Genomic DNA, 21,978 nt, shown 5'->3' with positions numbered 1-21,978 from the left:
GAGAGGTCCATTCACTTCTGAAGCAAGGTCATGGCCTTGGCCAGGGCGGGGTCGCGCCCGGCGGCCGCGTCCTCCGGAGTCAGGGGCACGTGGTGGTCGGGGGGCACGCCGATCCGGTCGATCACCTCACGGTTGGGCCCCAGGTGGTGCCTGGCGGGAAAGCCCAGCCTGGTGTTGTTGCTCAGCAGGTACGCCTGCGCCGGGCCGGAGATGACCCCGGCGGTTCTGGTGCCGACCACCTGGCCGATACGCAGGTCCTTGACCGCGGAGCTGACGTGCTCGCAGGCCGAGGCGCAACTGCGGTCGGTGAGCACCACCAGCGGCAGGTCGAGCAGCTCGACGGTGTCGTCGGTCCGCATGGATTCGCACGTGCCGTCCACGGTGCACAGGTAGGCGGTGACCTTGCCATGGACGAACGCGCTCACCAGCCGAATCGCCTCCGTGGGGCTGCCGCCGCCGTTGCCGCGCAGGTCCAGCACGACGCCGGTGAGGGTCCGGCCGGTGCGCAGCCTGGAGATCGCCTTGAAAGCCCTGTCCGCGGCGTCGGGAGCGAACCCGCGCACCTGTACGTAGGCGATGCCGTCGTCCAGCAGCTTCGACTGCACCACTTGCAGGGCGGCCAGATCCCGCTGGAACAGGCCGGGCTTGAGCGTCACGCGCCAGCGGCGGCCGGTGCTCTGCCGCAGGAGCCGCAGCTGGACCGGGCGCGCCTCCGGATACCGCGGGTAGAGGGTGGCGATCGCGGGGGTGGATTTCCCGTCGATGAAGGGCGCGGACCCGTTGATCGATTCGATGATGTCGCCCGGGCGCACTCCGGCCGCCTGCGCCGCGCCGCCCTGCACGGTGGTGACGAACAGCGGAGGGAGGGCGACGTCGGGGTTGCCGTCCACCTGCGGGCCGTGGACGTTCGCCTCGAAGCCCAGGCCGTAGCCGTCGCCGTCGTAATAGTCGGGGTGCCGCTTGGTGTCGTGCGTCCAGCGGGCGTGGTTGTCGCCGAGGGCGGCCACGATGGCCTCGAGGGTGACGACGGCCAGCTTGTCGCGGAGGTCGGGGACCTGATCGGTGGTCTTGCGGTAGACGGCCTCGAAAGCGGCCCAGTCGGCTTTCCGGTCACCGGTCAGCGCCGGCATGGTGGCCTCGGGCAGGTCGCGCCCGTTGCGGTTGATCTCCTGCGTCAGGGCGATGAATCCGGCGGTCAGCAGCGAGCGGGCGTCCAGCGTGGCGCCGCTGTAGTAGTTGCCGAGGATGCAGAAGTACGCCTGCTCGATGACGTCGACCGTGGTGGCCGTCTCCGCCCCGGGCGGTCCCTGGGGCGGCGCGCAGACCGTGCTGGCTTCCGTGCTCGCTTGGCTGCGCGGCGGCGTCGGCGCCGTGCAGGCCGCCGCCAGGAGGAGGGCGAGCCCGGCGGTCGCGGTCCTGATAACGGTCATGCCAGGCGCCTCCGGATCCACCAGAAGGACAACCACGTGAAGCCGAGGGTGAGGAGGGTGTAGATCCCGATCTCGATCCACTGGAAGGGCCAGAACCGCTCAAGGGGCTGGTAGGTCGCCTGCTGCCGGTAGCCGAGCCGGTTGATCTCCGCCATGCAGGCGTCCCCGCCGCCTGCCGCCGCCGACGGCGCGCAGGGCCCCGAGGTGGTGGAGACCTGGAGGTCGGCTTCTTCGCCGCTGCCGGCGATCGTGCGTCCGGACGGATCGACCAGGTTGCTGGACAGGACCCAGGCGCCCGCGTGGCCGGGAACGGCCGAATCCAGGGCGAGGTGCGCGGGTCCGCCTCCGTTCGCGTCCCGGGATATGCCGAAGTTATCCACGTTCACCCGGCCGAGCTCGAAGGTCGACGTGACAGGGGGGATCAGGTGGGGCCGGACCAGCAGCGGCATGGCCAGCTGGATCGCGGCGAAGACGGCCAGGGTGAGGGCCATGGCGGGCAGCGTGCGGCGGACCAGCATGCCCACGGTCACGCCGAGGACGAAGGCGAAGGCCGCATACCCTATCGGGGCGATGCCGCGCGCGCTGAACACCAGGGGAGTCATCAGCGCCCAGTCCGGAGCGGCCGACTTGTCCAGAGGATCGGACCACCAGGTCACCGCGAGGCCGCACAGGCAGGCGGCGGCCACGGCGGTCAGGCCGGTGAGCCCGAGCTTGACCGCCAGCCAGCGGCCACGGGTGACGCTCTGGTTCCACACCAGCAGGTGCGTGCCCGCGTCCAGCTCGCGGGTGATCAATGGCGCTCCCCAGAAGAGCCCGACCAGGGCCGGCAGGAGCAGCACGACGAGGATGACGGCCATGAACGGGGTCTGATACTCGTCGAAGAAGCGGTCGAAGAACTGGTCGCAGGTGTTGTCCGGGGTGCAGTCGGCGATCCCGGAGGAGTAGCGGGAGGCCAGGCCGGGGCCGGTCAGGGCCAGGGCGGCGGTGAGGATGGCGAGGACGGCGGCCATCATCGCGGCCGAACCGCGGAACTGGCGCCAGGTCAGCCAGATCATCGCTGCACCTCCAGAGCGACTCGCCGGTTCTCGGCGGTGTGCTTGTCCATGTAGGCCAGGACCAGGTCCTCCAGGCTGAGCTGGGTGACCGTCCAGGCGGGATCGTGGATCGGGGCGTCGGTACGGACCACGAACGTGCTCTGCCGGTCGGTGTGGCGGGCGGAGACCACGTGCTGGTCGGCGGGGAGCCGGTCGGGATCGCGGCGCGGGCCGGTGAGCCGGTGATGGGTGGCCAGCAGCTTGTCGGTCTCCCCGGCCACCTGGACGCGGGAGTCGACGAGGACGATCAGGAAGTCGCAGACCCGTTCCAGGTCCGAGACCAGGTGGGAGGAGAGCACCACGCTGAACTCGTGCTCGACCGTGGCCTCCATCAGCCCTTGCAGGAACTCCCGGCGGGCCAGCGGGTCGAGCGAGGCCACGGGCTCGTCCAGGATCAGCAGCTCGGGGCGTTTGGCCAGGCCCAGGGTGAGGGCGAGCTGAGCACGCTCCCCACCCGACAGCTTGCCCGCCCGTCGGGTGGGGACGAGACCCAGCCGCGCCATGCGTTCCCGCGCTAAGGCGGCGTCCCAGCGGAGGTTGAGCCGTGCACCCAACCGCAGGTGATCGGCGATGGTCAGGCCCGCGTAGACGGGGGTGTCCTGGGCGACGAACCCGACCCTGGCCAGCTGAGCGGGCGTGCCCCCGGGCCGCCCGCCGAGCACGGTGATGCCGCCCGCCGTCGGTTCGAGCTGGCCGCTGGCCAGCTTCAGCAGCGTGGTCTTGCCGGCTCCGTTGGGTCCCACCAACCCGACGACGTGGCCGGCCGGGATGTCCACGGTGCAATCGCGCAGCGCCCAGCGCTTGCCGTACTTCTTGCCCAATCCCTGGGCCTGCAGGACGGAACTCACGCTATGTCCTCCTGAGAGGTGGTCCGAAAGGTGGTCATGAACAGGGCCTCGATGCTCTCGTCGTCGAGACCGGCCCGGCGCGCCTTGGCCAGCCAGCGCTGCAGGTCCAGCCGCAGCGGGCCGTGCGCGGCCAGCGAGGTGTCGGTCAGCGTCGCCGTCACGAACGTCCCCACCCCTGGCCGGGCGGCGACGAGACCCTCGTGCTCGAGTTCCCGGTAGGCCTTGAGCACGGTGTTGGCGTTGATCGCCAATTGCGCCACGACCTCCTTGAGGGTCGGCAGCTGGTCGCCCTCGCGCAGGATGCCGAGCCGGAGCGCATGCCGTACTTGCTGGACGAGCTGCTGATACGGCGAGAGGCCCGACTTCGCGTCCAGATAGAACTCGATCACGGCTTTCTCCATATATCTAGTGTCCTAGGACTTTAGATAGTCGCATGTATGGTGCGGGTAAGGAAGCGCGTGAGTGGTTTGCCGTTAGGCGGCCCGACCTGGTGTTATGTGATCGTGACTTGACCGGCAAGTTACATCCGGGTTTCATGTGGGCCACACCGTAAACGTTTACAGAGACGGGCCGTAAACGTTTACGCCGATGGAAGGACCACCTTGGCCGACGGACCCACGATCAACACGATCGCCGAGCGTGCCGGAGTCTCGATCGCCTCCGTCTCGCGGGTGCTGAACGGCCTGCCGACCAGGCAGGAGACCGTGCGCAAGGTGATGGCGGCCGCCGACGAGCTCGGCTACGTGCGCAACGCCGTGGCCAGGTCGCTCAAGTCCCGCCGCACCCACCAGGTGGCCTTCGCCATGGCCGACGTGGGCAACCCGGCCTACCTGGCGATGCTGCGCGAGATCCAGCCGGTGCTCAAGGCCGCCGGCTACCGGCTCGTGCTGCACTCCACCGACGCCGTCGTGGCCGACGAGATCGACGTGCTGCACAGCCTGGGCGAGCGGTACGTGGACGGCCTCATCATGAGCCCGCTGCGGGTCACCGAGGCCCACCTGGAGATGCTGGCCGCCGCCAGGGCCCCCGTCGTGATCATCGGCTCGGTGCCGGAGGGCACGCGGGTGGACAACGTACGGGCCGACTCGCGCACCGGCGTCAAGCTCGCCATCGACCATCTGCACGAGCTCGGCCGCCGCCGCATCGGCATGATCAACGGCCCGCTCGACACGGTGCCCGGCGCCGCCCGCGGGGCCGCGTACCGGGAGGCGCTCGGCGACCTCGGCCTGCCCTACGACGAGGACCTCGTGCAGATCGGCGACTTCTACCGCGCGGAGGGGGCCCGCGCGGTGGCGGAGTTGCTCGCCCGGGTGCCCGACGTGGACGCGCTGATGTGCGCCAACGACCTGATCGCCCTCGGCGCGCTGGACGTGCTGCGGGCCGCGGGCCGCCGGGTGCCGGACGACGTGGCGGTGGCCGGCATGGACGACACCGACCTGGCGGCCGCTTCCTGGCCGTCGCTGACCAGCGTGTCGCTCGGCTCGGCCGAGCGCGGCAAGGCCGCCGCCGAGCTGCTGCTCGACCGGCTGCAGGGCGGCGACCGCGAGCCCAGGGTGGTCACCGTGCCGCCCCGCCTCGTCATCCGCGCCTCCACCCGCCCAGAGGAAGGGGACGCGGCGTGACGGCGACCACGACCAGGCCCGCGCCGCCGCGCCGCTCGCACGGGCGGCCCAGGGGGATCTCGCGCAAGACGCGTGAGATGTGGCTGCTCATGCTGCCCGCCCTGGTGCCGGTGCTGCTGTTCAGCGTGGGCCCGCTGCTCTACGGCATCGGTCTGGCCTTCACCGACGCCCGCAACACCCGCAACCACGAGACGAGCTTCGTCGGCCTGGAGAACCTCTGGGAGCTGCTGAGCGCGGCCGACTTCTGGTCCTCCTTCCGCATCGGCATGATCTGGGCCGTCTCGGTGACCGCGCTGCAGTTCCTGGCCGCGCTGGGCCTGGCGCTGCTGCTCAACGAGAATCTGCGGTTCAGGGGCGTGGCCCGGGTGCTGGCGGTGGTGCCGTGGGCGATGCCGCCGGTGGTCATCGGCCTGATGTGGCGGCTCGTCTACCACCCCGACGCGGGCATCCTGAACAGCCTGCTCGGCACCGAGATCAACTGGTTGGCCGACTTCTCGCTCGCACTGCCCGCGATCATCGTGGTCGGCGTCTGGACCGGCATGCCGCAGACCACGGTCGTCCTGCTGGCGGGCCTGCAGGGCATCCCGAAGGAGCTGTACGAGGCCGGCGAGGTGGACGGCGCGAGCCGCTGGCGGCGGTTCTGGAACATCACGCTGCCGCAGCTGCGCCCGGTCATCGTGGCCATCACCTCGCTCGACTTCGTGTGGAACATCAACCAGTTCGGCCTGGTCTACGTGCTTACGCAGGGCGGACCCGGCGGCCAGACGCGGCTGCCGATGCTGTTCGCCTACGAGGAGGCGTTCCGCTATCGGTTCGCCGGCTACGCCTCGATGCTGGGCCTGGCCATGGCGATCGTCGTGCTCGCGGTGCTCGGCCTGTATCTGTGGCGCCAGATGAGGGAGGCCCGATGAGACGCGCGTCGCAATACGCCGCGCTGGCCGCGTACATCGTCTTCCTGGCCTTTCCGCTGGTCTGGCTGCTGTCCACGGCGCTGAAGACGCCGCAGGAGATGGCGCTGGCCGACCCCACGTGGATCCCGCGCGAGCCGACGCTCGCGAACTTCACCGACGCGTTCGGCGAGCAGGACCTCGTCGGCGCGGCCGTGCGCAGCCTGGGAGTCGCGCTGGCCAGCAGTGTGATCACCGTGCTGATCTCGCTGCCGGCGGCCTACGCCATGGCCCGCTACCGCGGCCTGGTCAACAAGATCGCGATCGGGTGGGTGCTGGTCAGCCAGGTGTTCCCGTTCATCCTGATCATCATTCCGCTCTTCATGATCCTGCGCGATCTGGAGCTGGTGAACACGCTGCCCGGCCTGGTGGTCGTGCACGTGACGTTCACGCTGCCGTTCGCGCTGTGGATGTTGCAGGGGTACGTCCGCGCGGTGCCGGTCGAGCTGGAGGAGGCCGCGGCCGTGGACGGGGCGACCCGGCTGCGCTCCATCGTCAAGGTCGTGGCGCCGCTGCTCGCACCGGGCGTGGTGGCCACGCTGCTGTTCGCGTTCATCTCGTCCTGGAACGAGTTCATGTTCGCGCTCGTCATCCTGCAGAACCCCGACGTCATGACGCTCCCGCTCACGCTGGTGAGGTTCACCGGCCCGGAGGGGGTGGCCAGGCTCGGCCCGCTGGCCGCGGCGTCGCTCATGGCGACGATCCCGAGCCTGATCTTCTTCGCAATCATTCAGCGGCGACTGAAGTCCGGCCTGATGGCCGGCGCCGTCAAGGGCTAGGAGGCTCACATGCGAATCACGTCCGCTCTGGCGGCCGCGGCGATCGTCGCGCTGGCCGCCGCGTGCGGCAGCGGAGGCGGCGGCGGATCCTCGTCCTCCTCCGCCCCCAGCGAGCCAGTAAAGATCAATTTCCTCAGCCTGGCGTGGCAGAAGGAATCCGTCGCCGCGAACAAGCAGCTCGTGGACGACTGGAACAAGGCCAACCCCACCATCCAGGTCACCTACGTCCAGGGCAGCTGGGACAACGTCAACGACCAGCTCGTCACCCAGTTCGCCGGCGGCACGGCGCCCGACGTCATCCACAACGACTCGCCCGCGTTGTCCGGCTTCGCCACCGACGGCTACCTGCTGGACCTGAAGGACAAGGTGCCCGCCGAGCTGAAGAGCGACATCCCGCAGGCCGCCTGGGACACCGTCACCTTCGACGGCGGCAAGGGCGAGCAGGGCGTCTACGGCGTGCCGTTCCTGCAGGAGTCGCAGGTCATCATCGCCAACAAGAAGCTGCTCGAGGCCTCCAAGGTCCGCATCCCCACGGCGGACAACCCGTGGACGTGGGACGAGTTCTCCGCGGCCGCCAAGACGATGACCAAGGGTGATGCGTTCGGCGTGGCCTGGCCGATGAAGTCGCCAGTCAACAAGACGCTCAACCTGGCGCTCACCTACGGAGGCACGTTCTTCCAGACCGCCGACGGCAAGACCACGGTCAAGGTCGGGCCCGAGGAGCGCGAGGTGCTCCAGCGCATCCACGACCAGCTCTACAAGGACAAGTCGGCCGACCCGGCCGCGCTCGGCCAGGGCACCGCGGACCCGCTGCCCGCCTTCTACAAGGGCAAGTTCGCCCTGCTGCCGGCCGGGGTATTCCTTCGCCAGCAGGTCGCCGAGCAGGCGCCCGACGGGTTCGAGTGGGTGACGCTGCCCGGGCCCAAGGGCACCACGGCCCAGCAGGGCGCGGTCTCGCAGACGCTGTCGATCGCGCAGGACAGCAAGCACCCTGACGAGGCCATGAAGTTCATCGCCTTCTTCCTGAACGGCCCCAACCAGGCCAAGCTCGCCAAGGGCGACTGGCTGCTGCCGACCTCCCAGTCGGCCGCCGCCGACCCGGCGATGACCACCCAGGAGAACGGCTGGGACGTGGCCACCGCCTCCGCCAAGAACCTCGTCGTGGCGCCGTTCCTCAAGGTGAACGGGTTCGACGAGTGGAAGAGCAAGGTCGCCACGCCCGTGCTGCAGGAGTTCTACGCCAACAAGATCACCATCGACGAGGCGGCCAAGCGGCTCGTCGACGAGGGCAACAAGGTGCTGGAGCGGTACCAGAGGTGATCTCCCATCGGGACAGGGCCCGGGGGTGTCTGCTCGGCCTGGCGGCCGGGGACGCCCTCGGGGCTCCCGCCGAGAACCTGACGCCGGCGGAGATCCGGCGGCGGTGGGGGCGGCTCACCGAGATCGAGGGCGGGGGCACGGACGACACCGAGTACGCCATCTTCGCCGCGTCGCTGCTGGCGCGGCACGGGCACGGGCTGACGCCTGAGCTGGTGGCGCAGGCGTACCGGACGGAGATCATCCCGCGGGTGGCCGGGCCGATGCGAGGGGCCGGGTTCTCCGAGCTGGGCACCGTCGAAGCGCTTCGACGCGGCCTGGAACCGCCGCTGACCGGGCTGGTTCACTCGCACGGGTGGTCCGACGGGCTCGCCATGCGGGCCGCGCCGTACGGGATCTTCTGTCCGGGGGATCCGGTGGAGGCGGCTCGGCTGGTGGAGCAGGACGGGCTGGTCAGTGGGTCCGGCGAGGGCATCCTGGGCGGTCGCGCCGTCGCCGGCGCGGTGGCCGCCGCCATGGGCGGCGCGCCGGTGCGGGATGTCGTGGCCGCCGCACTGTCCGTCATCCCCGCCGACTCGTGGACGGCCAGGAACATTGTGCGGGTGTGCGATGTGCTCAGCCGGCCGCCGTCCACCGGCGCCGCGGCCGGCCCTGGTGAGGACGAACTCGGGCTCGTCGAGGCGTTGCACGAGGCCGTCGTCGTGAAGCACTACCCGTGGACCGACATCGCGCCCGAAGCCGTGGCGTTGGCGCTGGCCGCATTCCTGGCGGGCGACGGTGACGTGGAGGCGGCGGTGACGTTCGGGGTGAGCCTGGGCCGGGACGCCGACACGATCGGCGCCATCGCCGGGGCGATCGCCGGGGCCCGGCAGGGCGAGAGCGGCGTACCCGGGCGGTGGGCGGCCAGAATCGGTCCTGTGACCGGGAAATGCCTGCCCGTCGTGGCCGGAAGACACGTGCTGGACGTCGCCGACGACCTGGCGAAAGGACGTTAGATCACGATGTCGGGGGACAGGATCAGAGGTGCCATCGCCGGGCTCGCCGTCGGTGACGCCGCGGGCTGGCCCGCGGCCAGGCACCGCGCGGCCCTGCACGCGCCTTGGAGCCGGCGCCTGCACAGGGAGCTCGACGCGTTCGCGGAAGAGCACCAGGTCACCACGCTGCCGGTGCCGTTCGCGCTCAACCAGCCGACGGCGCCGCTGGCCATCGGCCCGTCCGACGACGCCGAGTGGCTCGCCTGGACGGTGCTCACGATCGACCGGCCGAGGGCGGAGGCCTTCAGGGAGCTCGTCGGTGCGCAGGCGCGGGCCCGGATCTCGGTGGCCACCGCACTGGACAACCTGGCCAAGGGCGTCGAGCCGCCCGCGTCCGGGCACGACAACCCGCACCACTTCGACGACGCCGCCGCCGTCAGGGCCGTCGCGTTCGGGGTCCTGGGGAGGGACCCCACACCCGACGCCGAGGTGACGAACGCCGCCGACGGTATCCTCGCCGCCCAGGCCATGGCCGCAGCCGTGTGGGAGGCGGTCGCGTCCGGCGCGATCGGCCCGGCCGTGGAGGCGGCGCTGGCCGTGCTGCCGCCGGACACCGCCATCGGCCACAACGCCCGCGTGGCGCTGGCGGCCGCGCGGAAGGCAGGCGACGCGTTCGCCGCGGTGCCCGCCCTCGATGCAGCGCTGCTCGACCACGTCTACAGCTACGGCGTCGGCGCCGCCCAGACGGTGCCCGTGGCGCTGGCGCTGGCCGAGGCGGCGGACGGCGATCTCACCAGGGCCGTCCCGGCGGCGGCGTGCCTGGCCGCGCTGGCCGACTCCGCGCCCGCGCTCGCCGGGGCGCTGACCGGGGCATGCGGCGGTTACGAGGCGATCCCGGAGGCGTGGACCGCCTCGGCCCGTACGCTGGCCGGCTGTTGCCTGCCCGAGCTGGCGGGCAAAGATCTGATCGAACTGACGAGTCATCTCACGGAGGGAATCGCATGACGCCGCTTGAGGACAGGGCGACCGGCTGCGTGGCGGGGGCGGCGGTCGGTGACGCGCTGGGCGGCGCCACCGAGGGCTGGACCCCCGAACAGATCGTCGAGCGGTACGGCGGCCGCGTCGACGGCATCGTCCCGCCGTTCAACGAGGACTGGCGCAACGCGCGCCCCATCGCGCCGTACCACAAGGGCGACGGCCACATCACCGACGACACGCTGATGACGCACGCCCTGATCCGCGTGTACGAGAAGGCCGGCCGCCACCTCGACGCGTACGCCATGGCCGACCACCTCGTGCCCGAGCTCATGGGCGAGCGCCGCTGGATCCCCGAGCTGGAGAGCGACGCGCTGCCGCTGCAGCGGATCTTCCTGGCCGAGAAGTGGATCGTGGCCAGGCTGCACTACGGGCACGTGGACCCGCGCGAGGCCGGTGTCGGAAACATCGTGAACTGTGGCGCGGCCATGTACGTCGCCCCCGTCGGCATCGTCAACGCCGCCGACCCCGACGCCGCCTACGCCGAGGCCATCGACCTGACCGGGGCCCACCAGTCCAGCTACGGCCGCGAGGCCGCCGGCGTCATGGCGGCCGCCGTCGCCGAGGCCATGCGGCCGGGCGCCACCACGGACTCCGTGGTCGCCGCCTGCCTGCGGCTGGCCAAGGACGGCACCAGGGCCGCCATCGAGTCGGTCTGCGAGGCCGCGGCCGGGCTCGGGCACTGGGACGGGTCGTTCGAGGCGCTGCGGGCCGCCGTCCGGCCGTACGACACGGTCGCCGACACCTACCGCGACCAAGGACTGGGGGCGCGGCGGCCGAGCCGGCTGCACAGCATCGAGGAGCTGCCGCTGGCGCTCGGCTTCCTGGTGATCGCCAAGGGCGACTACCGCGACACCGTGCTCGGCGGCGTCAACTACGGGCGTGACGCCGACTCGATCGCCTCCATGGGCGGCGCCATCGCGGGCGCGCTCGGCGGGCTGAGCGCCGTGCCGGCGGAGTGGGCGGAAGGGGTCGGGGCGGCGAGCCGTACCGACCTGGTGGGTCCGGGGCTCGCGATCGCGGAGGTGGCGCGCCGGGTGCACGCCGACGACCTGGTACGACGCCGCGCCCACGAGGCCGCCTTCGCCGACCTCGACCGCCGATGATCCGCCTCACCTGGGTCCAGCCCGAGGACCTGATCGGGCACGAGCTCCGCCAGGCCGCCGAGGACGGCCGTGACCCCGGGGCCGTCCAGGAGATCGCCGATCGATGGCACGCGGCGGGCGGCCACGACGCGCCGCCCCGAGCCGGCGCCTCGGACCCGGAGGCCGCCCGGCTGCGCGGCTTGGCCCAGGACCTGCTGGACGAGCTGGCGGCCGTCCCGTCGCCATCGGCCGAGCCTTCGGACCTGCCCGCCATCATCGCCGCCTGCCCGGCTTGGCCCACCCACCCGTCCGTCCCTGGGGCGGAAGCCGTCGACGCGGGCGGCCAACGAGTGCCGGCCGTGAGCGGCGCGGTCGCCGACCCGGCGCGGGTGCTGGGGGCGTGGCTCGGGCGGGCGGCCGGGTGCGTGCTCGGCAAGCCCGTCGAGAAGATCCCGCGCGAAGGCATCAGGCAAATCGCCGAGGCCACCGGCAACTGGCCCATCCGCGGCTGGTTCACCGCGAAAGGCCTCCCGGACGACATCGCCCGCCGCTGGCCCTGGAACCGCCGCAGCGCCGTCAACTCGCTCGCCGAGAACATCGACGGCATCCCCGAAGACGACGACCTCAACTACCCGCTGCTCGCCCTGACCGTCCTCGAGCGCCACGGCCGCGCCTTCACCACCGACGACGTGGCCAAGCTGTGGCTCGACGAGCTGCCGGCCGGCCGTACGTTCACCGCCGAACGCGTCGCGTACCGCAACCTCCTGGACGGCGTGGAGCCGCCGCACACGGCCTCTCACCGCAACCCGTTCCGCGAGTGGATCGGCGCCCTGATCAGGGCGGACGTCTACGGCTGGGTCAACCCGGGCGACCCGGCCACGGCCGCCGAGTACGCCTGGCGCGACGCCCGCCTCACCCACACCGCGAACGGGATCTACGGGGCGATGTTCGCGGCCGCGATGTGCGCCGCCTCGCTGGTCGCCACGTCGCCGGAGGAGGTCGTGGCGGCGGGCCTGTCCGTCGTGCCCGCGGGCTCGCGCCTGCACGAGGCGGTACGCCTGGCCGTCGAGGACGCCGCTGTGGAAAAGGACTTCGAACGGGTCGTCGACCGCCTGTACGAGCGCCACGGCTCGCTCCACTGGGTCCACGCGATCAACAACGCCGCCCTCGTCGCCGCCGCCCTGATCCACGGCAGGGGCGACTTCACCGCCACGATCGCCGGAGCGGTCGCGGGCGGCTGGGACACCGACTCGGCCGCCGCCACGGCCGGGTCCGTCGCGGGCGCGCTCAACGGCGGCGTGCCGGACCAGTGGCGGATGCGCGACAGCCTGGCCAGCAGCCTGACCGGGTTCGACGGGGTGAGCCTCGTGGAGCTGGCACGGCGTACTCAGGAGATGATGCACTCATGATCTCGGTTTTCGGCAGCGCCAACATGGACCTGGTCGCCTACGTCTCCGAAGCCCCGAAGCGGGGTGAAACGGTGACAGGCCACCGCTTCCGCACCATCCCCGGTGGCAAAGGCGCCAATCAGGCCATCGCCGCCGCCCGGGCGGGCGGGAAGGTGGCCTTCCTCGGGGCGGTCGGCGACGACGGCTTCGGGGCGGAGCTGCGGGCGACGTTGTCGCAGGCCGGAGTGGACGTACGCGGCCTGCGCCAGGTGCCCGGGCCGAGCGGCATCGCGCACATCGTGGTGGACGATGCCGGCGGCAACTCGATCATCGTCGTGCCCGGCGCGAACGGCACCGTCACCGGCCCTTCGGGCGACGACCTGACCACGATCGCCACGTCCGAGGCGCTGCTGCTGCAGCTGGAGCTGCCCATGGCGGCTGTCGTGGCCGCGGCGGAGGCGGGCCGGGTCGCGGGCGTGCCCGTCATCCTCACGCCGGCGCCCGCCCAGCCGCTGCCGGACGAGCTGCTGGACGCCGTCACCCTGATCGTCCCCAACGAGCACGAGGCCGCCGCCATCACCGGCGCCACCGCCCCCGACGCCGCCCTGGACGCGCTGCTCGAGCGGGTCGAGGAGGCCGTGATCACACTGGGCTCCGAAGGCGCCCTGTACGGGTCCCGAGCGGGAGAGCGGATACGGGTGCCGGCGGTCGAGGTGAAGGCGGTGGACACGACGGCGGCGGGGGACACGTTCGTGGGAGCCCTGGCCGTGGCCCGCTCCCACCAGCTGCCCATGGCCGGCGCCCTCCGCTTCGCCACCATGGCGGCTGCGCTGTCGGTGCAGCGCGAGGGCGCCAGCACCTCGATGCCCACGCGCGGCGAGATCGAGAACGCCCTCACCTGACGGGACCGCTCCATCGATTCAGGTTCATGGCCGGCCGGCGGGGCAGGGGGTGACGATGAACGAGAAGCCCGAAGAACTGCCGAAGGCCGTGGGCGGCGTGGAGGGGGAGAGTGACATCGTCGCGGAGCGGTCCGGCGCCGAGACCCAGAGGTCCCGCCGCCCCGTGCCGGCCGATCCACCCGAGCTGCAGGCCCAGCGCGAAAGGCCGGAGAACGCACGGGGGAGCTCGCAGGAGGAGTCGCGGCCGGACTCGCAGAAGGCGCAGCAGGACGCCGATGAGGTCACCCGCCCTGACGCCGGCCCCACCGGCTGACACACCCCACCCCCCGAGGCTCAGAAGCGGTCGGTGTGCAGATGGGCGAGCGTCTGTTCCAGCTCCGCCTGCAGGACGGCGGCGGCCGCCGCCCCGTCCCCCCGCCGCACCGCGGCCACCAGCTCGGCGTGTGAGTCGTGCCCGGGGTTACGGTCCCGGTCGCGCAGCCCCAGCAGCTGCACCATGTCGATCAGCCGCTCCCGCAGGACGGGCGCGAACTCGGCGAACAGGTCCGTCAGCACCGGATTCCCGGCCGCCGCCACGACGGCGGCGTGCAGGGCGATGTCGGCGTCCACGAAAGCGGCGTCGTCTCCCGCCGCCGCGGCGGCCCGCGTCTCCAGCGCGGCCCGCATCGCGGCCACGTCCTGGTCGGTACGTCGCTCCGCCGCCAGCCGGGCGGCCTGCGTCTCGACCATCATCCGGACCTCGTAGACGTGCGTGATCGCGGCCCGCCGCAGCCGGGCGGGCCAGTCCTCGGCCGGCTCCGTGGCGATCACGAAGACCCCTGACCCCTGCCGCGCCTGCACCAGCCCCGCCCCCGCCAGCGCGCGCAGCGCCTCGCGCACCGTCGAGCGACCCACGCCGAGCGTCTTGGCCAGGGCGACCTCGCCGGGCAGCCGGGTGCCGACCGGCCACTCGCCGTTGGCGATCTGGTCACGCAGGTGCTGGGTGGCCTGTTCGACCAGCGGGCTGGGGCGGAGAGCGCCGAGCGCCATCGGAAACCTCTCAGGTTGTCTGAGGACCTGTGTTGTGGTTAGTGTAGCGCCATGACGTCGTACGGTCTCCTCCTCGGCCGCCGCGACGGGGCGTGACCGGACCGGCACCCCGTCGCGGTGGGCGAGGCATGCCGGTCGCTCCCCACCCAAAGAGGAAGAGACATGTACGTCTGGAACCGGCAACGCCCCAGCTCCATGCCCTACCACCGCTACCGCCCCGCCCATGAGCGCGTCGAGGCGCCGCTCACCGACCGCGCCTGGCCGGCCGGCAGGATCACGCACGCCCCGCTCTGGGTCCCGGTCGACCTGCGCGACGGCAACCAGGCCCTGGCCGAGCCGATGGACCCGGCACGCAAGCGGACGATGTTCGACCTGCTGACGGGCATGGGGTTCAAGGAGATCGAGGTCGGCTACCCGTCCTCCAGCCGGCTGGACTTCGACTTCGTCCGGCATCTCGCCAAGCCCGGCGTGGTGCCCGACGACGTGACCGTGGTGGTGTTCACCGCGGCCAGGGACGACCTGATCGAGCAGACCTTCGCCTCGATCGAGGGCCTGCCCCGCGCGGTCGTCCACCTCTACACCGCCACCGCGCCCACGTGGCGGGAGGTGGTGCTCGGCCACGACCGGCACGAGCTCCGCAAGCTGATCCTCCAGGCCGCCGGGCAGGTGGCCAGGCTGGCCGACGGCCGGGACGACGTCAGGTTCGAGTTCTCGCCCGAGGTGTTCAACCTGACCGAGCCCGACTACGTGCTGGAGGTCTGTAACGAGCTCACCGCCCTGTGGGACGCCTCACCGGACCGGCCCGTGATCCACAACCTGCCGGCGACGGTCGAGGTCTCCACCCCCAACGTGTACGCCGACCAGATCGAGTACATGCACCGCCACCTCGACCGCAGGGACGCGGTGATCCTCTCCGTGCACCCGCACAACGACCGGGGCACCGGCGTGGCCTGCGCCGAGCTGGCCCTGCTGGCCGGGGCGCAGCGGGTGGAGGGCTGCCTGTTCGGCAACGGCGAGCGCACAGGCAACGTGGACCTGGTCACGCTCGCGCTCAACCTGCACACCCAGGGCGTCGACCCCATGATCGACCTTTCCGACCTCGACACGATCCGGCGCACGGTCGAGCACTGCAACCGCCTGCCGGTCCCCGACCGCCACCCGTACGCGGGAGACCTCGTCCACACCGCCTTCTCCGGCACCCACCAGGACGCCATCGGCAAGGGCCTGGCCCACCACGCCAAGCGGGCGGCCGACCTGGGCGTGCCGCCGGAGGAGGCGCCGTGGGATGTGCCGTACCTGCCCATCGACCCGGCCGACGTGGGCCGCGACTACCAGGCTGTCATCCGGGTCAACAGCCAGTCGGGCAAGGGCGGGATCGCCTACCTGCTGCGTACCCGCTACGGCCTGAAGCTGCCGCGCCGCCTGCAAATCGACTTCTCCGCGGTCGTGCAGCGGGCCACGGACGGCAGCGGCGAGGAAATCACGGCCGAGCAGCTGTGGGAGCTGTTCCATGCCACCTACCTGGCCCCGGGGGAGGCAGGTGTGCTGACGGAGTGGACGACGGCGCAGACGGGGCCCGGCACGCATGAGTTCGCCGGCACGCTGCGCTCGGGCCGGCACCTGCACGGGACGGGCAACGGCCCGCTGTCCGCGCTGACGGACGCACTGGCCGCCGACGGCATCGACGTCGGCATCCTGCACTATGCCGAGCACGCCATGGAGCAGGGGCAGGGCAGCCGGGCCATCGCCTACGTGGAGGCCCGCGTCGGCGGCGCGACCTGGTGGGGCGCGGCCCAGGACACCTCGGTCCTGACGGCCTCGGTCCACGCCGCGCTGTCCGCCGTCAACCGCGCGCTGGCGGGTCAGGAACGGGAGGAGCGGCCCGGCCCGGTGAGGTCGCCGGACAGATAGGCGGCGCACTCGTCCCGGTAGTGGAGCGTACGGCTGCGCAGCCGCTTGGGGTCGGCGAGCACCGCCCGGGACACCGAGGGCAGGACGGCATGGCGTACCGGCCCGAACAGCCGCGCCACGTCGGCGGGCGTGGCCCCCTGCGCGCCCAGCCCGGGCGCGAGAATGGGCCCGTTGAGGTCGGTCAGCGCGTGCTCCAGCTTGGGCAGCGTGGCGCCCATGACCACCCCGACGGGCCCGAACGGCGTGTGTCCCGCGTTGGCCGCCGCCGCCCCGGCCAGCACCTGGCCGGCCACGAGCCGCTGGAGGTCGGCCGCTTCCGGGTTGGAGGTGCGGGCCAGCACGAACACTCCCGCGTCGTTGGCCACGGCCGAGGTGATGGCCGCTTCCAGCGACCCGAACCCCAGGTATGGGCTCAGCGTCACGGCGTCGACCGCCAGCGGGCTGCCCCGGTCCAGGTACGCCTCGGCGTAGGCAGCCATCGTGCTGTCGATGTCGCCGCGCTTGACGTCCAGCAGCACCAGCGTCCCCGCCTCACGCAGGTCGGCGATGGTGCGTTCCAGGACGGCGATGCCGCGGCTGCCCCACCGCTCGAAGAACGCCGACTGCGGCTTGACCACGGCGGCCACATCGGCCACCGTCTCGACGACCGTACGGCTGAAGCTTTCGAGACCGGACGGCGAGTCGTCCAGCCCCCAGGCGTCGAGCAGCATCGGGCTCGGATCGATGCCCACACACAGCGGTCCGCACTTGTCGAGCCTGGCTCGCAGGCGCGTTCCGAACGACTCGTCCATTTCCGGGCCCCTTCACGTATTCCTTGCGGCGACCCTATGGGACCGGCCGCCGGAGTGAACAGGAGAGAGACCGTTCGCGTTGGTCAGTCTTCCAGGAGCGGCCTCCGGGGTAGATCAGCAGACATGTACGAGATCGCCCATCGGGTGCTGGCGCTGCGCAGCGAACCCCCTCGTGACGTGGTCGTCACGGTCGGGGTGCCGTATGAGGAGCCGACCGGAGCGTGGTCGTGCCCCTACCGGATCGACGGACTCGACGGGTGGGAACATGAGAGGAAAGTCACAGCGGTCGACTCGCTCGGGGCGGTCGAGCTGGCGCTGGCGATGACCCGGGCCGCGGTGGCAGCCTCGCACGAGGCCAAGGAAGGGCTGCTGAGCTGGGAGGACGCCCCGTCGGGACCGCAGACGCGGACGGTGTACGTCACCTGGGACAAGGAACGCGACGTCGCCTATATCGCGATGAAGCATGAAACAGTCCCAGGCGAGGCGGCACGCCAGGTCGTGGCGGACGACGTCGTCCTCGACTACGAGGACGCAGGGCGGCTGCTCGGCCTGGAGCTCATGAACGCCGCCACCCGGCTCCCGTCCGAGATGCGCATCTGACATCCTCCGCCCCCGTGGGCGGCCGGCTCACCGGGACGTCAGCCACCGCCAGCGCGGCAGCTCCAGCACCACCGTGACCACGGCCAGCACGGACACCAGCGCGGCGGCGACCGCATGCCACGCGGACCACGCCGCCGCCACCGCGGCCACCAGCTGCAGGACGACCAGGCCGATCGTCACATGACCCGGCACGGCGACGATCACGTTCCGCTTGTCGCCCGGGGTGGAGAAGACCGTCGGAAGCCCGATCAGCACCACGACCGACACCACGGCCAGCGGCACCGAATGAGGGGCGAGGGCCCAGGGGGTCGCGACCCAGGCGACCAGTTCGGTGGCGAACCGGAAGGCGGACGCGACACGACCCTCCGGGCGGATGGGGGAGGACACTCCCGTACCTTACCGTTTCATGATCTTCCCCCGCATCGTCGCCACCGACCTCGACGGCACCCTCCTCACCTCCGATCACACCGTGTCACCGCGTACCAGGAGAGCGCTCCAGACGGCCCGCGCGGCCGGCGCCGAGATCGTCTTCGTCACCGCGAGAGCGCCGCGCGGCGTGCGTGCGGTCGCCGAGCAGGCCGGCGTCACGGGCACCGCCATCTGCAGCAACGGCGCGATCGTCTACGACCTGGGAACGGATGAGATCACCGGCAGCCTGCCGCTCGACCCGGCCTCCGCCAGGAGAGCCGCCCGGGCGCTCGCCGCGGCCCTGCCGGGGGTGGGGCTGGCGGTCGAGACCGGCCGGGCGATCCTGACCGAGGCCGCCTACACCAGGCGGATCGCCGACGACCTGGCGTATTACCGCGAGGTGCGCTCGGTCTTCGACGAGGACCAGCCCATCGTCAAGCTGCTCGCCCTGTCGCCGACGCACACGGCGGACGAGATGGCCGCGGCCGTGACGGCAGTGCTCGCGGGGCTCGCCGAGGTCACGCACTCCGGCGAGCAGGGGCTCCTGGAGATCAGCGCCCCGGGGGTGACGAAGGCCGCCACGCTCGACCAGCTCTGCAAGGAGCGCGGCGTCGATCCGAGCGAGGTCCTGGCGTTCGGGGACATGCCGAACGACCTGGCCGTGCTCGCGTACGCGGGCGCCGGCTACGCGATGGCCAACGCCCACCCGGCGGTGCTGGCCGCCATCGAGCGGTGCACGCTGTCCAACGATGAGGACGGCGTGGCCGTGGTGCTGGAGCGGCTCTACGGCTGACCTGCGGCGTGGTCGCTGCCCCTGGTCGCCGGTGGTTCGGGGGCGGTGTCCCAGCGATCTTGGGCGGCCAGCACCTCGTCGGCGTGCGTGAAGGCCCATTCGCCGAACGTCTCGATCGGGTCGAGGAGGGTGCGGCCCAGGTCGGTGAGCTCGTACTCGACTCGTGGCGGGGCCTCGGCGTACGTACGGCGCGCCACCAGGCCGTTGAACTCCAGGCGGCGCAGCGTCTCGGTGAGAACCTTGGTGCTGATGCCGCCGATCTCCTCGCGCAGCCGCCCCGGCCGCCGGGGGCCGTGCCGCAGGGACCACAGGACGATGGCGCTCCAGGTGTTGCCGATCAGATCGAAGGCGAGTCTGGCCTGGCAGTCGGCGAGGAACAACGAGGGCCTCCGTTAGGCACCGAATGGTGTGTGACGAGCTTTCTACTGTCCTCCTATCAGATAAGCCCTTCACAGGAGGAGGACGGTCATGCGTATCGGGTTTCTGGGCGCGGGCGGCATGGCGGACGCGCTGGGCACACAGTGGGCCAGGGCCGGGCACGAGGTGATGATCAGCGGCAGGGACCTGGGCAGGAGCGCCGCTCAGGCCGAGAAGATGAGTGCCGCCCTGCCGGGGACGCCGGTCCGCGCGGGGAGCTGGGCGGAGGCGGCCCGGTTCGGGGAGGTCGTGGTGGTGGCCGTCAGGGTGGCGGGGCTCGTCGACGTGCTGGAGGCGTGTGGTGCTGCGCTGCGCGGCAAGCCCCTGGTCGACGTCACCAATGCGGCCGACCTGGCCGCGTATGATCCGGGACGCCCGCTCTCCGGCCTGATCCGCGATCTCACCGGCGGTCACGTGGTGAAGGCGTTCAACCTGTGCCATGTGGACGTGTGGCGGATGACGCCGCCGGTGTTCGACGGGCGGCCGCTCGCCGTGCCGTTGTGCGGCGACGATCCGGCGGCGCTGGCGGCCGTACGCAGGCTGGTCGCCGATCTCGGCTGTACGCCGGTGGACGGTGGAGGGCTCGGCCGGGCGAGGTTGCTGGAGGCGACGGCGGCGTTCGTGATCGGCCTGTGGTTCGGGGGCGCCGACGCCCAGGCGATCCTGCCCCCGCTGGCCTCCTCCGGCGCCCACCTCCCGGCCGAGCCCCGCTGACGCTGGCGCGGCCCGCGTACGCCCTGAGGCGTAGCGGTGATGACGACGGGTGGCGGATGCCCGGCGCGCCTGACGGCATGATCCTGGAGGCCTTCCTACGAGGTCGAAGGAGTGTCCACGTGGTTACACAGGTCGCCAAGACAAGCGGGTACCTGACCGCGTTCAAGACCGCCGCCACCCTCAACACGCTGGCCGTGCTCGTCCAGGCCGTGACGGCCGGCCAGCTCATGAGCGGGGGAGGCGCCGGCTTGCATGGGATGGGGGCGCTGGCCGTGCACCTGCTGGGTCTGGCGCAGCACGTCGCGGCCGTGCTGCTGTGGCGGCCGGGGCGCGGCGCCGCCTGGCCCGCCCTGGTCAGCCTGGCGGTGCTGCTGCTCGGCTTCGTCCAATCCATGCTCGGCGGCTCGGGCGCGGTGGCCGCGCACGTGCCGCTCGGCATGGGGCTCTTCGGGCTGAGCGTGTGGCTGCTCGTGTGGGCGTGGCGCCGCTGAGCCCGGGAGCGCGCTCGGGGCGGGGAGATCCAGGCGGAGGGCGGTGGGCCGGCGCGGGCTCAGGTGACCGTGCCGGCCTCGACGTGGTAGAGCCCTGTGAAAAGTGGCCAGGTCAGGGCGGCCATTTCCGCAGGGGAGCGGGGGCAGCCGCGCTGCAGCCAGTCGGCGGCCACGCCGATGATCGCCCCGGCCGTGAACGCGGCACGGACGTCGTGCGGGCTGTCCAACGGCGAGGAGGTCCGCCGCGGGAGAGCGCCGTCGGCGTCCCGATGCGTGTGGTCGTAGACGGTCGCGGTGATGCGTCGGCGGATGTGGTCGGAGACGCGTGCGCTGCCCTGCGGCCCCAGCAGGGCCCGGTAGAGCCCGGCGTGCTCGGCGAGGCTGGCGAAGAACGCCTCCAGCGACTCCGCCGCGTCCTGTTCCCGGTCCGCCGAGTCCACGTCGGGGACGGGCAAGGAGTCGATCAAGCCGTCGATCATCGCCGTGCAGGCGGCCTCGGCCAGCTCGTGGACGTCCCGGTAGTGGTCGTAGAAGGTCGAGCGGCTCACTCCGGCCCGCTCGGCGACGTCGGCGACGCTGATCCGGGACAGGTCCTGCTTCTCGACGAGCTCGATCAGTCCGCGTGCCAGGGCCGCGTGGGTGCGGCGCACGCGCCGGTCGCCCGCTGAGGGGGTGGTGTTTCTGGTCGTGGCCACGTCATCAGCTTACCAACAAACGACATATGCAGGTTTTCCTACATTTGTCGGGTAATGTGGTGTCGCGGGACGACCGAAAGGACCACGACACCATGCGGAAACCTGCCGTCCGGGCTGCCACCCTGCACCGGGGGGACGCCTCGTGAGCACGCCCGCGAGCGTCCTGATCGTCGGGGCGTCGGCCGCCGGCCTGAGCACGGCGGAGGCGCTGCGGCGGCACGGCTACCAGGGACGGCTGAGCACCGACGCGCAGCTGGAGGCCTTGCGGGCCGAGTTCGTGCTGGGCGAGCCCGCCGTCGCGCTGGACGCGGCGGCGCGTGCCGTCACCACCGCCTCCGGGCGCGTGCTGCGTGGCGACGCCGTGGTCATCGCGACCGGCCTGACGCCCTGCCGGCCCCCCGGCCAGGACGGCCAGAACGGCCAGCACGGGTTGGCGGGCGTGCACGTGCTTCGCGGCCTGGACGACGCACTCGCCCTGCGCCACGACCTGACCGCCGCTGAAAGGCTCGTGGTCGTGGGGGAGGGCGTGCTGGGCGCGGAGACCGCCGCCGGCGGACGCACCAACGCCACCGAACAGGCCGAGGTGGTCGCGGCCAACATCCTCGGCGCCGACCGGCCCTACACGCCGATCCCGTACTTCTGGACCGACCAGTACAGCGTCAAGATCCAAGTCCATGGCCTGCCGTCGGCGGCGGCCGAGCTGGACAT

General features: G+C 71.9%; 25 protein-coding genes. 16 read left to right on the top strand and 9 right to left on the bottom strand.

The annotated features are described in order from the left end of the window. Positions 1 to 11: 11 nt before the first annotated feature. Genes ACTWQA_RS46120 through ACTWQA_RS46105 form a run of 4 tightly spaced genes read right to left on the bottom strand, consistent with a single transcriptional unit; the run spans position 12 to position 3,761 of the window. Positions 12 to 1,430, bottom strand: coding sequence for a S41 family peptidase (locus ACTWQA_RS46120; protein WP_443165201.1), 1,419 nt, complete (start codon positions 1,428 to 1,430; stop codon positions 12 to 14). Continuing rightward, positions 1,427 to 2,485, bottom strand: coding sequence for an ABC transporter permease (locus ACTWQA_RS46115; RefSeq protein WP_443165200.1), 1,059 nt, complete (start codon positions 2,483 to 2,485; stop codon positions 1,427 to 1,429). Before ACTWQA_RS46115 ends, ACTWQA_RS46120 begins: the two co-directional genes overlap by 4 nt. After that, the gene (locus ACTWQA_RS46110) at positions 2,482 to 3,372 is read right to left on the bottom strand and encodes an ABC transporter ATP-binding protein (protein ID WP_443165199.1); all 891 of its coding nucleotides are present in this window, start codon (positions 3,370 to 3,372) and stop codon (positions 2,482 to 2,484) included. The genes ACTWQA_RS46115 and ACTWQA_RS46110 overlap by 4 nt, the downstream gene beginning before the upstream one ends. Continuing rightward, the gene (locus tag ACTWQA_RS46105; protein WP_305921561.1) at positions 3,369 to 3,761 is read right to left on the bottom strand and encodes a GntR family transcriptional regulator; all 393 of its coding nucleotides are present in this window, start codon (positions 3,759 to 3,761) and stop codon (positions 3,369 to 3,371) included. Before ACTWQA_RS46105 ends, ACTWQA_RS46110 begins: the two co-directional genes overlap by 4 nt. Before the next feature lie 213 nt (positions 3,762 to 3,974). On the opposite strand from ACTWQA_RS46105, the gene ACTWQA_RS46100 reads away from it, so the two are divergent. The 10 genes from ACTWQA_RS46100 to ACTWQA_RS46055 are packed head-to-tail and all read left to right on the top strand — an operon-like array spanning position 3,975 to position 13,734. Then, on the top strand, positions 3,975 to 4,994 hold the full coding sequence (locus ACTWQA_RS46100) for a LacI family DNA-binding transcriptional regulator (RefSeq protein ID WP_443165198.1): 1,020 nt from the start codon (positions 3,975 to 3,977) through the stop codon (positions 4,992 to 4,994). Then, positions 4,991 to 5,905 carry a carbohydrate ABC transporter permease gene (locus ACTWQA_RS46095; RefSeq protein ID WP_305921563.1) on the top strand — a complete coding sequence of 305 codons (915 nt, stop codon included), beginning with the start codon at positions 4,991 to 4,993 and terminating at the stop codon, positions 5,903 to 5,905. Before ACTWQA_RS46100 ends, ACTWQA_RS46095 begins: the two co-directional genes overlap by 4 nt. Further along, the gene (locus ACTWQA_RS46090; protein ID WP_305921564.1) at positions 5,902 to 6,720 is read left to right on the top strand and encodes a carbohydrate ABC transporter permease; all 819 of its coding nucleotides are present in this window, start codon (positions 5,902 to 5,904) and stop codon (positions 6,718 to 6,720) included. Before ACTWQA_RS46095 ends, ACTWQA_RS46090 begins: the two co-directional genes overlap by 4 nt. Before the next feature lie 9 nt (positions 6,721 to 6,729). Then, complete coding sequence (locus tag ACTWQA_RS46085) at positions 6,730 to 8,040, top strand: ABC transporter substrate-binding protein (RefSeq protein WP_443165197.1); 1,311 nt, start codon at positions 6,730 to 6,732, stop codon at positions 8,038 to 8,040. Continuing rightward, positions 8,037 to 9,032, top strand: a complete 996-nt coding sequence (locus ACTWQA_RS46080; RefSeq protein ID WP_443165196.1) for an ADP-ribosylglycohydrolase family protein — start codon at positions 8,037 to 8,039, stop codon at positions 9,030 to 9,032. The genes ACTWQA_RS46085 and ACTWQA_RS46080 overlap by 4 nt, the downstream gene beginning before the upstream one ends. Positions 9,033 to 9,038: 6 nt before the next feature. Continuing rightward, a complete protein-coding gene (locus tag ACTWQA_RS46075; protein ID WP_443165195.1) occupies positions 9,039 to 10,016 on the top strand; it encodes an ADP-ribosylglycohydrolase family protein in 978 nt (325 codons plus the stop codon). Further along, on the top strand, positions 10,013 to 11,152 hold the full coding sequence (locus ACTWQA_RS46070; RefSeq protein WP_327580599.1) for an ADP-ribosylglycohydrolase family protein: 1,140 nt from the start codon (positions 10,013 to 10,015) through the stop codon (positions 11,150 to 11,152). The genes ACTWQA_RS46075 and ACTWQA_RS46070 overlap by 4 nt, the downstream gene beginning before the upstream one ends. After that, complete coding sequence (locus ACTWQA_RS46065) at positions 11,149 to 12,540, top strand: ADP-ribosylglycohydrolase family protein (RefSeq protein ID WP_443165194.1); 1,392 nt, start codon at positions 11,149 to 11,151, stop codon at positions 12,538 to 12,540. The genes ACTWQA_RS46070 and ACTWQA_RS46065 overlap by 4 nt, the downstream gene beginning before the upstream one ends. Next, positions 12,537 to 13,421: a ribokinase gene (gene rbsK, locus ACTWQA_RS46060; RefSeq protein ID WP_443165193.1), complete on the top strand. Its 885-nt coding sequence runs from the start codon at positions 12,537 to 12,539 to the stop codon at positions 13,419 to 13,421. Before ACTWQA_RS46065 ends, rbsK begins: the two co-directional genes overlap by 4 nt. Positions 13,422 to 13,476: 55 nt before the next feature. Beyond that, positions 13,477 to 13,734, top strand: a complete 258-nt coding sequence (locus ACTWQA_RS46055) for a hypothetical protein (RefSeq protein WP_443165192.1) — start codon at positions 13,477 to 13,479, stop codon at positions 13,732 to 13,734. 20 nt (positions 13,735 to 13,754) lie between these two features. Here ACTWQA_RS46055 and ACTWQA_RS46050 read toward each other — a convergent pair whose 3' ends face one another. Then, positions 13,755 to 14,450, bottom strand: coding sequence for a FadR/GntR family transcriptional regulator (locus ACTWQA_RS46050; protein ID WP_443165191.1), 696 nt, complete (start codon positions 14,448 to 14,450; stop codon positions 13,755 to 13,757). 162 nt (positions 14,451 to 14,612) lie between these two features. Here ACTWQA_RS46050 and leuA point away from each other — a divergent pair, with 162 nt between their 5' ends. Next, on the top strand, positions 14,613 to 16,361 hold the full coding sequence (gene leuA / locus ACTWQA_RS46045) for a 2-isopropylmalate synthase (protein ID WP_443165190.1): 1,749 nt from the start codon (positions 14,613 to 14,615) through the stop codon (positions 16,359 to 16,361). Here leuA and pyrF read toward each other — a convergent pair. Next, entirely contained in the window at positions 16,313 to 17,152 is an 840-nt protein-coding gene (gene pyrF / locus ACTWQA_RS46040; RefSeq protein ID WP_443165189.1) for an orotidine-5'-phosphate decarboxylase, read from the bottom strand. The genes leuA and pyrF overlap by 49 nt on opposite strands. 123 nt (positions 17,153 to 17,275) lie before the next feature. Here pyrF and ACTWQA_RS46035 point away from each other — a divergent pair, with 123 nt between their 5' ends. Next, positions 17,276 to 17,752, top strand: a complete 477-nt coding sequence (locus tag ACTWQA_RS46035; RefSeq protein ID WP_443165188.1) for a DUF2283 domain-containing protein — start codon at positions 17,276 to 17,278, stop codon at positions 17,750 to 17,752. 27 nt (positions 17,753 to 17,779) lie between these two features. On the opposite strand, the gene ACTWQA_RS46030 is transcribed toward ACTWQA_RS46035, so the two are convergent. Further along, positions 17,780 to 18,139 (bottom strand): hypothetical protein, encoded by a 360-nt coding sequence (locus ACTWQA_RS46030; RefSeq protein WP_443165187.1) that lies wholly within the window; start codon positions 18,137 to 18,139, stop codon positions 17,780 to 17,782. 19 nt (positions 18,140 to 18,158) lie between these two features. On the opposite strand from ACTWQA_RS46030, the gene ACTWQA_RS46025 reads away from it, so the two are divergent. Continuing rightward, positions 18,159 to 18,953: a Cof-type HAD-IIB family hydrolase gene (locus ACTWQA_RS46025; RefSeq protein ID WP_443165186.1), complete on the top strand. Its 795-nt coding sequence runs from the start codon at positions 18,159 to 18,161 to the stop codon at positions 18,951 to 18,953. Here the strand turns inward: ACTWQA_RS46025 and ACTWQA_RS46020 are convergent. Then, positions 18,944 to 19,333, bottom strand: coding sequence for a winged helix-turn-helix transcriptional regulator (locus ACTWQA_RS46020; protein WP_443165185.1), 390 nt, complete (start codon positions 19,331 to 19,333; stop codon positions 18,944 to 18,946). The genes ACTWQA_RS46025 and ACTWQA_RS46020 overlap by 10 nt on opposite strands. Positions 19,334 to 19,421: 88 nt before the next feature. On the opposite strand from ACTWQA_RS46020, the gene ACTWQA_RS46015 reads away from it, so the two are divergent. Both ACTWQA_RS46015 and ACTWQA_RS46010 read left to right on the top strand, forming a co-directional pair. Then, on the top strand, positions 19,422 to 20,084 hold the full coding sequence (locus tag ACTWQA_RS46015) for an NADPH-dependent F420 reductase (protein ID WP_443165184.1): 663 nt from the start codon (positions 19,422 to 19,424) through the stop codon (positions 20,082 to 20,084). A 119-nt stretch (positions 20,085 to 20,203) separates the two neighbouring features. Continuing rightward, entirely contained in the window at positions 20,204 to 20,575 is a 372-nt protein-coding gene (locus ACTWQA_RS46010) for a hypothetical protein (RefSeq protein ID WP_443165183.1), read from the top strand. A gap of 59 nt (positions 20,576 to 20,634) precedes the next feature. Here ACTWQA_RS46010 and ACTWQA_RS46005 read toward each other — a convergent pair whose 3' ends face one another. Continuing rightward, positions 20,635 to 21,270: a TetR/AcrR family transcriptional regulator gene (locus ACTWQA_RS46005; RefSeq protein ID WP_443165182.1), complete on the bottom strand. Its 636-nt coding sequence runs from the start codon at positions 21,268 to 21,270 to the stop codon at positions 20,635 to 20,637. A 142-nt stretch (positions 21,271 to 21,412) separates the two neighbouring features. Between ACTWQA_RS46005 and ACTWQA_RS46000 the strand changes: the two genes are divergently transcribed. Next, positions 21,413 to 21,978, top strand: a 566-nt coding sequence (locus ACTWQA_RS46000; RefSeq protein ID WP_443165181.1) for an FAD-dependent oxidoreductase, incomplete at its 3' end; no start/stop codon positions are given.

The sequence above is a fragment of the Nonomuraea sp. 10N515B genome, assembly GCF_052245915.1.
In the GTDB taxonomy this organism is placed as follows: Bacteria; Actinomycetota; Actinomycetes; order Streptosporangiales; family Streptosporangiaceae; genus Nonomuraea.
Note: the sequence above shows the minus strand (reverse complement) of the source record. Positions and strands in the feature narration are given on the sequence as shown.